The 12,369-nt window shown below is 48.1% G+C and carries 8 protein-coding genes and 1 pseudogene; 1 reads left to right on the top strand and 8 read right to left on the bottom strand.

All coding sequences use genetic code 11. From position 1 onward, the window contains the following. Positions 1–10 precede the first annotated feature (10 nt). The 4 genes and pseudogenes from AB6803_RS00045 to AB6803_RS00030 form a co-directional block, all read right to left on the bottom strand. Positions 11–952 (bottom strand): substrate-binding domain-containing protein, encoded by a 942-nt coding sequence (locus AB6803_RS00045; RefSeq protein WP_371106935.1) that lies wholly within the window; start codon positions 950–952, stop codon positions 11–13. 159 nt (positions 953–1,111) lie between these two features. Next, complete coding sequence (locus AB6803_RS00040; RefSeq protein WP_371106934.1) at positions 1,112–1,729, bottom strand: cupin domain-containing protein; 618 nt, start codon at positions 1,727–1,729, stop codon at positions 1,112–1,114. A 396-nt stretch (positions 1,730–2,125) separates the two neighbouring features. After that, positions 2,126–2,372, bottom strand: a pseudogene (locus tag AB6803_RS00035) (IS3 family transposase); the annotation flags it as partial. A gap of 24 nt (positions 2,373–2,396) precedes the next feature. Then, positions 2,397–2,621: a hypothetical protein gene (locus tag AB6803_RS00030; protein ID WP_371106933.1), complete on the bottom strand. Its 225-nt coding sequence runs from the start codon at positions 2,619–2,621 to the stop codon at positions 2,397–2,399. A gap of 495 nt (positions 2,622–3,116) precedes the next feature. Here AB6803_RS00030 and AB6803_RS00025 point away from each other — a divergent pair, with 495 nt between their 5' ends. Then, positions 3,117–4,760 carry a hypothetical protein gene (locus AB6803_RS00025; RefSeq protein ID WP_371106932.1) on the top strand — a complete coding sequence of 548 codons (1,644 nt, stop codon included), beginning with the start codon at positions 3,117–3,119 and terminating at the stop codon, positions 4,758–4,760. 71 nt (positions 4,761–4,831) lie between these two features. Here AB6803_RS00025 and AB6803_RS00020 read toward each other — a convergent pair whose 3' ends face one another. From AB6803_RS00020 to AB6803_RS00005, 4 genes are all read right to left on the bottom strand, one after another. Next, positions 4,832–5,575, bottom strand: a complete 744-nt coding sequence (locus tag AB6803_RS00020) for an ABC transporter permease (RefSeq protein ID WP_371106931.1) — start codon at positions 5,573–5,575, stop codon at positions 4,832–4,834. A 272-nt stretch (positions 5,576–5,847) separates the two neighbouring features. Then, entirely contained in the window at positions 5,848–6,933 is a 1,086-nt protein-coding gene (locus tag AB6803_RS00015; RefSeq protein WP_371106930.1) for a polysaccharide pyruvyl transferase family protein, read from the bottom strand. Positions 6,934–7,013: 80 nt separating this feature from the next. Next, positions 7,014–10,628 (bottom strand): rhamnan synthesis F family protein, encoded by a 3,615-nt coding sequence (locus AB6803_RS00010; protein ID WP_371106929.1) that lies wholly within the window; start codon positions 10,626–10,628, stop codon positions 7,014–7,016. Positions 10,629–11,093: 465 nt separating this feature from the next. Next, positions 11,094–11,960: a CatB-related O-acetyltransferase gene (locus AB6803_RS00005; RefSeq protein ID WP_371106928.1), complete on the bottom strand. Its 867-nt coding sequence runs from the start codon at positions 11,958–11,960 to the stop codon at positions 11,094–11,096. Between the last annotated feature and the right edge of the window lie 409 nt (positions 11,961–12,369).

The following is a 12,369-nucleotide window of genomic DNA, read 5'->3' as shown; positions in this document are numbered from 1 at the left end:
TGCGAGCTGCTTACTTGAACATGTCCTTGAACTTATCGACATTGTCCTTGGTGACGATCGTCACCGGAACATTGATGATCTTGTCGATCGTCCCACCCTTTTTGACCTTGTCAAGCGCTTCGACGGCGGCCTTGCCTTCGCCGGCCGGATCCTGTTGGATGACCGCGGTGACCCAGCCTTGGTCGATGCCTTCGATCGCCTGCTTGGTCAGATCCCAGCCGAACACCTTGATGTCGCCGGTGCGGCCCTGGCTTGTCACGGCCGAAACCGCGCCAAGAAGCGCCGGCTCGCCAGTCGCGTAAAGCGTCGTCATGTCCGGATTGGCCGTCATCAGGTTTTCGGCGGCACTGAGCGCGACATCCTGGACATTCTGGCCGTCGACGGTGTCGAGAAAGGTCACCTTCTCGCCGCTGTCTGCGACTGCTTTTTTAAAGCCGTCGAGACGCTGGTTCTGGATGAAGGAATTGAGCGCGCCGACGACGCCGATCTTGGCGGAACCGCTCATCTTGCTCTTGACGTAATCGGCATAAAACTTGCCGATGTCGCCGCCGGCCTTGGTGTTGTCGACACCGACGAAGGCGATATTGTCGCCATCTGGGATCTGCGCATCGATGGCGATGACCGGAATGCCGGCCTTCTTGGCCGCCGTGACAGCCGGCTTCACGCCGTTCACGTCGATCGCGACCAGGATGATGCCGTCGACCTTCTGGGTGATGTAATTCTCGATGGCGTCGTTTTGCGCGCTCGGCACGTTGTTGGCGTTGAAAATGACGAGATCGGCTCCAACAGCCTTGGCCGCGGCCTTGGCCCCGTCATTGATCTGATTGAAGAAGAGAGCCTGCTGGTTGATAGTCACCAGCGCGAAGGTTTCGGCGGAAGCGGATGCGGAGCCGAAAGCAAACGTCAAAGCTGCGGCTGCAGCGCAACCCGCTGCAAATCTGGAAAGGCGCATATGTGTTCCCCTTGCGGAAAGGCCCGTGATCGGGCTCATTGGCATTATCAGCGAGGGCATAATTCAAGAGACTTGAATGGTTGTCAAGTCTCTTGAATTTTACTTGATGTAGCGCATGCCGGAAAGTCGTGGAGCTTCCGGATCGATCCTGTCGGACGATCAGAATGTCGCCGGCGTATTGACCCAGAATATACTGGCGCGTGTTGTTCCGACGTTTCTGTACCAATGCGGCAGTTCGGACCGGAACACGAAGGAGTCGCCGATCGAAAGCTTGAAGGTCTTCTCGCCGACCATCAGCTCGATCGAGCCCGCAAGCAGATAGCCGACTTCTTCGCCGGCATGCTGAATGGGCCCTGCACTCTCTCCGCCGGGCTCGATATGGTGAATGTTGCACTGAAGCAGATGCCCCGGCGAATAGGGGATGATGCGCTCAAGCGAGATGCCTTCACCGCGCCGAAGCGGATCAAGCCCGATCAGCGGGCGCGTTCCCGCCCGAAAGACAATTCCCTCATCGCCATCCGCCTCTTCGAACATCCAGCCGATATTCGTGCCCAGCACCTCCACCAGCCGATGCAGCATCGGCAAGGAGGGCGACGCCTTGCCGTTTTCAATCTTCGACAGCAAACTCTCCGAACAATCCGCCGCCACCGCCAACGCCTTCAACGTCATCCCAAGCGTCTGCCTGGCAAGCCGCAACCGCGTGCCAAGACGACCATGACCAGCGCCCGAAGGACGATCATCGGTGTCTGGCTGGGTGGGCTGGATATCGATTTTCATGGGGATTTATGTGTCCGGGGTGATTGCGGTCGGACGGGAGAGTAGCGGAAATTAGGCTGGGGTGTCTAGAATGAGTGTTGGGGTGACGTATGTTGTGAAATTTTGACGGGCAAAGCGAAGATGCATCTATATGATCAGGGCCGAGGTATACCGGTTTGGTGTTGGCAAAACGGCCATTAAAATCATTTATCTTTACATTTTTGGATAGCATTGGACATGGCGACAAGCCGAACATAGCTTCGGCAATCGTGAGAGCTTGCGTCGATAGCCATATCGGCCATACTGGAGTGCGAGTGCCGTAATGTCGGCGGTCACGGCGTTCGCCGGGAAATCGATTCACTGGATCGATTTCTACTCCGGCCTACCATCATCGGGTGTTTTGGCGATCTTGCATTAGGTGGAACGATGCTGACCAAGAACCCCGCAGGCCCGCCGTTGGGACACGCCCAGCTCCTCGACAACACGATCCACACAAGCGCGACGACGATGGGGCTTAGAAGTTTCCATTGGCAGCCTTCGCCAAAATTATCTTATCCAGCGTCAAATCGGAAACCGCTCGTCGAAGTCGGGCTTTTCAGCCCCCAGCTCCTCTAAGTGTTTCACCCGCTCACCTTAGACCGCCGTATTCGGTCCGCCAGCGATAGGATCTCCCACAACAACAAACAAGCTATGATTGCGTTCTGATGGTGAAGGAGGCCGGATCGGGTTTCCCGGAGCGCTTTTCTAAGGACTTATTTTCAGGCGATCCTTCCAAGAGCGGGATTTCCAAAGACACCTCTATCAACTGCAACAAGCCGCTTTTTTGGTGTTTGGAATCGACTGCACCATTTTGAAGGATCGCAGCGAGAATGTTGCTCGCCACGGTTCCCTCCGACAACCGGTCGTCGCCCATCACTTCCACTCTTATAAATATTCTAGGCATAGAAATTCACCACCATCATTCATTATCGTAATATCAATGTAAAATGTCTTGCTGATGCTGCGCTGATGACAACTTACATTAAGCAAATTAGATTTTCATCCGACTTTTAATATTCGCCCATCATAATAATATTATAGGTTGATTGGAATCATAAATAAAAACACGCAAAAATTAAAAGGAAATCGCTTAGAGCTATTTGAAGGGATTTTTGATCTTCGATTTGAGATGGGCACTGGTGTAGAAAACGCGCTAACATGATGGAGAGAATTCGCCCCGTCGTTATGAGGTGCTGCCAGATTTTGGGCCAGCGGGGGCTGGAATTTTCCGGGGGCACGTCAAGCGGGCAGTTCAATCAGGGCATTGGGAATGTTCCGGTAAATTTAAATCCGTAGTGGACATATAATTTCCGATAAGTTGCCCTAGATGTGTACGCAACGTTGGTTTGACCACACAGGGATAGTACCCATGCGTCGAAGAGCATTTATTCAGGGGTTAGCCGTTACAGCATTTACCTCTAGAGCTATTGCCCAGGATAATTCATTTCCAACTCCATCCATACGGACTGACCAGAAGACAAGCTGGTCGGTCTTGGACTTCCAGGGGTCCTCATTCAGAGCCAAACTAGAAAATGCAGTTCGAGAAGCAGTTGGAACGGGCATTAACATTCAATTACCTGGAGGGGCGCCGCACGATATTGACGCGCCGATTGAGGTGACGACCAACGATGTTGTAAGAATCGCAATCTCAGGAGAAGGAATGGCGTCTACGGCTATCCGCTGCGATGGCGTCGGGATATCTCTTAATGGAGGCGCCGGCTCGCAATATTCATTTAAAGGCATATCGTTCCTGCCACAGCGCGAGAACCAAGGAACCGCGCTAAAACTTGAATGGGCAAAGGCGACGATAGGTAAAGGTTTTGCAATCGAAGATGTAGGTTTCGGCTCTAACTCCCCAGATGACAAGAATTTTTTCTCCCGAGGTCTAGAGATTAGAAACAAAGGAACTGGCCAAATCATCGGGTGCTGGTTCAATGGTTTATCGACCGCCGATCCTCAGGGAGAAGGATTGGTGCTGGCAGCGGCTAACGATGTCACCATGACCAATACCTACATGTATAATCTCGCCTACGCGTGTCGATCGGATGGCGCCGGTAGCCTTGAGGGTTTCAGGCTGCACGGAGGCACTTTCGTTCGTGTTGGTCACGGAGTGTATTTTCAAGCAGCCCCCGTGGGGATTCCGTATATTGAAGTAGCATTGTCGCATATTAATGCCTGTTATGAAGCGATCCATATAGAGGGCTATAGTCAAGTTAATATTGTCGACAACCTTCTCTATGCTCGGAAGGATATTAAGGCGAACACCGACCAGAACGACATATTCGTTCAAAATTGCCCAGCACTCACCATCGCGCGTAATAAATTCTTCAGCGGCATGGATAAATCAACAATCAATAAAACCGCGATCAAAACAGTTGGATCTGTTCGCAATGGTAACATCGCAGAGAACCTTGCTAGCGAGAGGACGGTCTTTCTCGATGTCACGGATAACGGGGTGAACGGTGCGGAAGACATTGTGATCTCAAAAAATAGATCAGAACGCGATTTAAAGGGTAGAGCAACCGTTTTGGCTATGTATCGCTTTACAAACAGTCCTTTGCACAAACGCATCACGTGGGAAGGATACGATGATGATATCTCGACGAAAGGCTTTATTACAGATGCCTACCAGTTAGCGGTATCTAAATGGCAGATCATGCCTTTCATACCAGACCCTAAAGCGACCGCACTAGGAATAGATTTCAAAGTGGCTGACCAAGTGGGCGAGTTCGTCACTCCACCAGGCGTCACAGAGTGCAAAATAAACTGCCGCATTCATATGAAAAGCGCACACCAAACGGCTTGCGAAGCAAGGATCACTCTTGATTCCGGCAATGGTTTTGAAGAGGTTGCGGTCGGCTCAACGTTTGGCGACGACATTAGCGTCAATGCAGAAACCGATGTCCTGCGGGTAACTATCGGTTCTCGCATCCGCATTGAGGTGAAAGTCGAAGCGGGCGCCGTCATCGATATAGCACCCGAGGTGACGCGAATAATAATCACGCCGACCTAATGCCGAACATTCTCATTAGCTGCATTGACCAGTTGAGCTGATTGGAAAGGGGCGGTTATACCATATCCGAATCATTTCCCTTCAAGCATTGTTCTTCTAAAGCAGCGTTCCAAGCTTAAGCCCAACAAAAGAGAAATTGTAGCAAACGAAAGTACGTATAAGGGACTGACCAATTTATCGCTATAGTTTTCGTAGAACGAAGCGCGCATCCATTCAACGCATTCAAGGACCGGGTTAAATGATAGATAATATGAGACGCTCAGCGGTAAGTCTGACGCAACGAATAATGACCCAGATGTGATATATACAATTATAACGGTCAAATTATATGCAGTGACTATCATTGGGAAAAACATAGACATGATGCCAACACAATATCCAACACCAAAAGCCAGCCATAAAGTAGCCAAATAACCACAGACAGCCCATTCCATATCATTTGGAAAAGGGTTCTGCCCCATAACCCATAAAACAACGAATATTAGTCCAAGAGTAGCAAATGCCGCTAAAATCTCGAGAAATGCGCGGCCCATAACTATATCGGAGACCTGTACAACTGGAAACGCCAGCATTGGTCTATTCTGCATAAGCGAAAAGACCATAAATCGGGAAACATATACGAAGACTAGCGTGGGGATAAGCCCCGTGGCAAAAAAAACGGGAGTGCTATCTCCATATGGAGGAACCCTTCCCGTTACAGAGTGAATAATGATAAGTATAGACATATGAACAAAGGGCCAAAGGGGCACTACAAGGAAACCTAAGCCGTGACCAAAAAACCGCGTACGCATGTCGCGCAAAATCACGGCGTTCATCACATCTCGTTTAGTAATTAGAGCACTGATGAGCGGATGACGCTTTGGAGCGGATGCAGATCGAGCCATTCGGCAATAAGCCCTCAATAAACAACAGATGTCGACAGATTCTTATCGCTTAATCTCACGAAGAATAGCTATGAGCCCCCTTTGCGAGCTCTATGCTTCTATTATTGCGACCATTCGAACGTAGTGTTAGCGCGCCCTAATGTCTCGCGCAACATCGCGTTTAGCTTTGTACCCATCGAGCAACTGAGTTAGCCGAACATTCCTTAGCACGACAAAGAATTTCTTTTGAAGAAGTCTCTAAATTTGTTTCTATATGCTCTATAACCGTTTGAAAAAATTTCAAGTTTCTCCGCATCGTAGAACCTAGAAAAATCGATATCCTTTCGGAGGTCAATCTCATCACCTCTAACATAGGGGATGTTGAGCACACGAGCTGATTCAAGAGTTCGGGAGTCATGAACAATAAGTGTCGCCGGCGTTCCTGCGAGTAAGGACGCAACCGCTCCATGCAATCTTGTGCCAACATACAGCGATCGAGTGCTCATAAATTGCAGCCACTCCGACACATCGAAGAAAACGTGAGCTTTCCTAGAAAGATATTGAGTAACACGTCTTTCGCTATCGCCATACAACGCTCGGACAAGGATAGAAGATCGAGCCAAAATATCCTGATTGTTCAACCGACCTAAAGAGAAATACATATCCGCGAGTTCAGACTGCAGGACCTGGTCCAAACTGAATTTTAGAGCTTGTCGATATAGATGGAGCTGAAGTAAATCAGCACTTTCAAATCCATGCCGTGTTGCTCCAATCACGATTTGATCCCTTCGCTCTCTATTGAAGGGTCTCAAAGTGGGCGCCGCCGAACCCGAAAGCAACAATGATGGGCATCCAGTAACCGCTATATTCTGAATCCCATATCTCTCAAGCACAGTAGCTGAAAATTCGCCTCTTACCGAAATTAAGGCCGACCTTTCCGCAATCAATTTTAGGAGGTTCACCGTTCCTTCCTTCAGGACAGGAATCTCAGAATTCAGCGAAGACTGAGCGCCCAACCCAACAATAACAACGGCTTTTTTAGTTTTCTTCAGTCGCTCATAGAGCACACTAAAATCCGTAGTCGAATCCAACCAATTCGCGGCGGCAAGCACAATGCAATCTTTGTCTTCTATACTTTCTTGAGTAAAACCAAGATGCCCCATGGAGGCACCTTCCAAATTACGATACAAGCTTTCACTAAAAAAAAGATTTCCAGTATTCTTACCTGAATTAGAAAATGCCTGTTCAAGACTGATATTACTTATGTTTTTCTGAGAAAAAATACCCAGAATTACTGGCGATTTAAACATAGTACACCACACAAATTTCGTTATCCAACGTGAAAATTCACGTCTCGATCTGTTTTCATGAATTGCAGCAGTTTAACAACTCAGGGAATATTTTCCGCCCAACCCTGAACCCTCCCTTTGATCAGCAGTTCGTTCGCTTTAAGACGTTGCTTCAGCGCGGACATGCTAATACCCTTTTCCCTTGCAAACGATCGATCTCTTTCGTTCGCTTGGGTTATAGCTGCTTTCGCATCATTATAAAGGCAAATCCCAAACTCCTGAGCCCAAAATTTTCCCTCGGTGATGGCAGTCTTCAAGAGCACTGCGCCCGGGAAATCATGTGAATGATAGACAACTGCGTCATCAACATATCCCTTTTGGAATCCCGCCTTGAGAGCAAGCGATGCCCATACATAGTCTTCGCCCCATTCAATTTCCGGATAAGGAAGGTGTTTCCAAACGGCCCTGGACATCGCCGAATTATTATCTGAATAAAAATAGGCAAGCATTCGCCATGCAATACTCCCCGGATAGTAGAAACTTGGAAGCCCCAGATTGGAGTCGATTACCCTTGGCAAAAGGGCCAGATTATCAAAATGCGCCTTGATATCGCGTGCAACAAATGCGCCGTGTTGTGGATAAGCTTCGTGCCTTCCCGTTACGCCAGCAATCTTGGGGCCGAAACTAAAGCCATGAATGAGAGAGGCCAACCAAGTGTCATTTACTGGTAATGCATCTTGCGTCAAAATTGCAACGTGGTCCCCCTCAGTCATCGATATTCCAAGATTCCTGGTTCGCCCATGCTGAAACTCAGCCTTTGGAATCTGACTGAACCTCACATTTTTATGGCGGAACTGCTCCACTATCTCCAACGTATTATCTGTGGATTCGCTATCGATAACTAATACATCGAATTTGAAATCACATTTCTGGTGGGATAGCGCAGACAACACATCCTTAAAAGAGGATCCTGCATTGTGCGTAGGGATAAAGACAGAAACTCGGGGTTTTTCTATAATTACCGGCGACTCCAATAGCTTTTCCGACACGTCGGTGAAGCCCAATTCACCGAGTCGCTCCTTCAGAGCAGCCTCAACCTTACGTGCGCTCTGCTCCCAAGAGACGCCCCTAATAAACTCCAGTCCTCTCTCCACCTGAGCATCGATTTTTTCTGGGTTATCGATCAAATCCACTACCGCTGAAGCTATATCGTAGGGAGTAGGTAAAGCGAACTTAACCTCTCCGTTCTGAAAAATGGCCCGCGTACTGGGGACATCAAGCTCTATAACAGGAAGGCCACAAGCCATCATTTCGAGCGGTATAAGGGAATAGTTTGTCGCAGAGAATACTAGACCAAGATCCGAGCTTCGATACAGTTCAGCTAGCTGATCGTGATTGAGAATCCCATGTTGCTCATAGGGAAAATTATACGTGACATCGACGTTCTCTTCACCAAAGAGGTGAACTTTGAAACGTGTCCCAGAGGCATGCAGTTGTTCAAGTGCTGCAAAACCCAGCTCAACAGCCCGTCTAGGTGTGTATGGTCGTGCGTAAAACGCAATCTGTATTTCGCGCCGTTGATTCGTGCCAGAACTTGGTAATCTTGATGCAGGAAAATAGATATCGTGGTCGACAGATAGATCCCAGCGGCGCGACCACATACCCTTACTTTTCATTATGTTATCCAGCCACGCTCCCGCGCACAGAGCTGAGAAACCAAAATTATATGTGCTCTCTGCCACAAGTTGATTTGCACCGGCTGCATGAAAGTCAGGCTCATAATCCTGAACAAAATAAAACCTCTCCTTGAAAGAGGTCGCCTGACTCACGGGAAATGCAGTCCAGCAATCTGTAGCGATAAGAACATCACCCGAAAGCTGACGAACGTCGTCTGGTAAAAACAGAACGTTAACGCGCGGACCGATAGGTAGATACCAATCACTGATTCTCTGACGCGCGGACTCCTCGCTTGGCATATTGGTTGCCCCTTGCAGCCAAAGTGTTTGGTGATGGCCAAACTGCTCAAGGAATCTGACGATTCGAAAAATCGTCATATGCCCTCCCGCCCCTTTTCCAAAGCTCGGAATAACCCAATGGATATCCAACGCAATACCGTTAAACACGTTGCTCTTAGGTCCCAAAGGAAGCACCGGACGTAAAGCTGCCCGCGGCGTATCTCGTGGCCACTTGTCCGCCGCGGTAGTACCGCTTTGATCACGAACGGGTGCAGGCAATGGGGTACCAAGAGAGATTCTAACGGGAGTTGAATAAGATTTTACATCGAAACCAGCGGACTTTACCGCTACAGGGATAACCCGCTCTAGAGCATGGGCGAATGTATTGTCGACCTGCCCTTCCTCTAATTCGAAAAGGTCCACGCTTTTTATTGATTCAAGTAATTGTACCAACGCCTTCGAGCGGAACCAGCACATCGAACCAGCTGCAAAATCATCCATTTTTGCTTGAGAAGCGTCCAGCCCAAGAAATTGTAAAGTATTATCGACATTTTCAATATTTGGATTGGAGAGCGTAAATTTCTTTATCTCGTAGTAATTCTCTGGATACAGCGCCCCTAATTTAGCATCCACAGTAAATTTTTCGACGACAGCGTTAACGACCTCTTTGCTCCCAATAAGTTGGTCAAAAAGATACCTTCTCCAGAGCACACCCCAAGTAATGTGTCCGCTATTTTTTGTATGGATATGTAGAACTAGATCGAATTTTCGCCATATTGAGGCCGATCCAACAAGAAATGGCGCGATATCTCGACCTCTGTTCGGAACAACCACTACGTCTACTTCTATTCCATCTAAATATCGCGCGACATAATTAGCAGTAAAGACCCTATCCGCTTCGCTACAAACGGTAAAAACTACATGCACACCCGTAGGGAAATTTAGTATTCCCTTACACACTTCTCCAAGCTGCTCCGGATAATAACAATGAACGTGAACACAAATGCTTGGAGCCTGGCCGGAGCGAGATACTACTGGAGACAATACCAGAGAGCTTTCGGGACGTACTCTTCGATCGCCTTCACCTATAGTCGAGACAAAATGCACCAACGGATTTGCCTGCGGGCTCTCAGACAGGTAGGTTTTCTTATAGAAGAAAGTGTCAAAGGTTGCCGACGGATTGCGATTTTCGTGATGCCCAAAATTCATATAGTGCCAGTACGGGTTAGCACTGGCTCTGCCCACGTCCGGATACATCGATAAATAAAAGCTGGAATCAAAATACTCTTGGCATTTGGCCTCCACTTCGGGCTCCATTTCCTCCATTAACGCAGTAACGGAATAAGCGGCAGCGCCCGATGACAAAGTATTCGTATTCCATTGATAGCCGCCATAGAGCATGAGGCAGCACGCTGCAGGATCCGATTTTGTTGGATCTATATTCGGATGCGCGGCCAGAAAACCTGCCCTATCAAACAAAGGGGACGGCGCCCGCCCTTCACTCCATCCATGCAAGATATAATGAAGAAGGGGGTTAGTTCCCTTGAGTCTTACATCCTCATATATGCCCAAATAAAAATTTGAATCAAAAAACCTTGACGGCTCTACGCCTAATTTCTTCCAGCTTCTGATATAATGGGCAGCATAGTCACCTTTAATTTCCCCGCGTATGGATTTTGCGTAGAAATTTTTATCAAAAAAAGGAGAATTTTTAATTAAACTTGCCTGCCAGCGTGCATCTTTATTAGCGAAAAGCGTCATGCTTTATTATCCAATTATGGCGCACGAAATAGGTAAAATCAACCTATACTGGCGCAATCTGCCTTAAACTGGAAGCATTATCTACGATAATACTTACCGGACTCCATATAAATAACAAATCGCGTTAGAAGCTAGTCCAGCGCCATTGCTTCGTACATAGCATTTCCATCTAACCTAACCCCAACGTGTATTTCGAAGTCATCATGAAATATCGGGTGCCTTGCACTTGCGCAAGCGCTTAATGAGATCACGCGATAAAGATAGAAAAAAGCGTCGCAATTCGAGATCATTTCATTCTGAAACGCGAACTCACAATTCCCGCAATAATTGAATTCGATCAGACCAAGAGAACCGACAGAGAATCGACCTCATCAATATTTCTTTCGATTCACAACCACTGAGACATATCCCGCCTGAGCGGTCGTAAAGTACAGTCGCGTCAACTACCAATGTTCTCAATATTGATCATACTGAAGTGGCGCATGCGATAAACTCTTTCACGTTTTCGGATAAGATTAATGGAAGGAATTTGTCTATTTTTTCCTCTGTCCAATTCCACCACGCAATGTTCTGAAGCGCGATTGCCACTTCGACAGAATGTCGGCGCTTAATAAATCGTGCAGGATTCCCTCCATGAATTTCATAAGGTAGAACATCGCGCGTGACGACCGCCCCTGCCGCTATGATCGCACCGTCTCCAATAGAAACACCAGATAAGATTGTGGCTCGACCGCCAATCCATACGTCGTTACCAATTACAATATCGCCCTTTGATATATGATCCCGATGGTCTCTCGGTGCTGATGGCCAAAAACTCGACAAGGCTGCAAAGGGATAAGTAGTCGCAGACTGATAGGCATGATTCGCAAGCACAATAAGGACATCCGGGCCGATCGAGGTAAACTTGCCAATAGTCAGATTGGCGTAGCCTCCATCAGCTACTTTTGGATGGCCATAGGTATGGTCACCAATTGACCAGCCGTAAATTTCAATTTCCTTCCCCAAATGCTGTTTAGTACCAGGACGCATAGGAATAAAGTTTCCGGAGCCGATCGCCTCGAGGCGCAATGCAATGCTCGACCTGCCAACTAAGGGGCCTTGAAATGCAAGGAGAGGTTCCGCCGTGCGTCGTAATTGGGCCGACTTATTACCATGAACGTCGTAGAATGAGATTTCATTTCCATCCCAACTCCAAGATGAGAGATGATGACTTTGATAACCAAAAATATTTCCATTTGAAAGAAGCTTTAGACGATCAGCATAAATCTTTCCGAAAGCGTGAGAATATGTCCATATGTATTCGCTGATCTGCTCTGTACAAAGATTACGCATATTGCCTCTCCATAAGCGCGGCGAAAATAGTAATATTTTATCGGCACACGAAAGTATCAAACATATTGGCGACCTAGCGTAAACGGGTTCACTGTAACTCAACTGAAAACCTCGGCCGAATCTTGGTCCTGACCGCCGCACGGAACTTGGCTGTCGTAATAAAATACCAGGCAATTAAGAGCGATGTCCGTCGCGTTGGTTATTGATCGAGCCCTCAAGAAAGAGCTAACTCACATCTACACCGGCCCCAAAATCTGCCTTAGGCCGTGTCCCCATAACGGGGTTCATGTTGGTGCTGGTATGTGATTCAATCTCCAGAAAAGGAGATTGCTATGCGCCGTCATGAATTGACCGACGAGGAATGGGCGGTTATCGCGCCCTTGCTGCCGACCAACAGCCGTGGAATTGA

The organism is Rhizobium sp. RCC_161_2 (genome assembly GCF_041355235.1).
Taxonomy (GTDB): domain Bacteria; phylum Pseudomonadota; class Alphaproteobacteria; order Rhizobiales; family Rhizobiaceae; genus Rhizobium.
This window is presented reverse-complemented; position numbering and strand designations above follow the sequence as displayed.

Excerpts from the sequence above, each read along its gene's own strand:
- AB6803_RS00040 (WP_371106934.1), bottom strand. The coding sequence starts at position 1,729 with ATGAAAATCGATATCCAGCCCACCCAGCCAGACACCGATGATCGTCCT.
- AB6803_RS00010 (WP_371106929.1), bottom strand. The coding sequence starts at position 10,628 with ATGACGCTTTTCGCTAATAAAGATGCACGCTGGCAGGCAAGTTTAATT.
- AB6803_RS00020 (WP_371106931.1), bottom strand. The coding sequence starts at position 5,575 with ATGAACGCCGTGATTTTGCGCGACATGCGTACGCGGTTTTTTGGTCAC.
- AB6803_RS00005 (WP_371106928.1), bottom strand. The coding sequence starts at position 11,960 with ATGCGTAATCTTTGTACAGAGCAGATCAGCGAATACATATGGACATAT.
- AB6803_RS00030 (WP_371106933.1), bottom strand. The coding sequence starts at position 2,621 with ATGGGCGACGACCGGTTGTCGGAGGGAACCGTGGCGAGCAACATTCTC.
- AB6803_RS00025 (WP_371106932.1), top strand. The coding sequence starts at position 3,117 with ATGCGTCGAAGAGCATTTATTCAGGGGTTAGCCGTTACAGCATTTACC.
- AB6803_RS00045 (WP_371106935.1), bottom strand. The coding sequence starts at position 952 with ATGCGCCTTTCCAGATTTGCAGCGGGTTGCGCTGCAGCCGCAGCTTTG.
- AB6803_RS00015 (WP_371106930.1), bottom strand. The coding sequence starts at position 6,933 with ATGTTTAAATCGCCAGTAATTCTGGGTATTTTTTCTCAGAAAAACATA.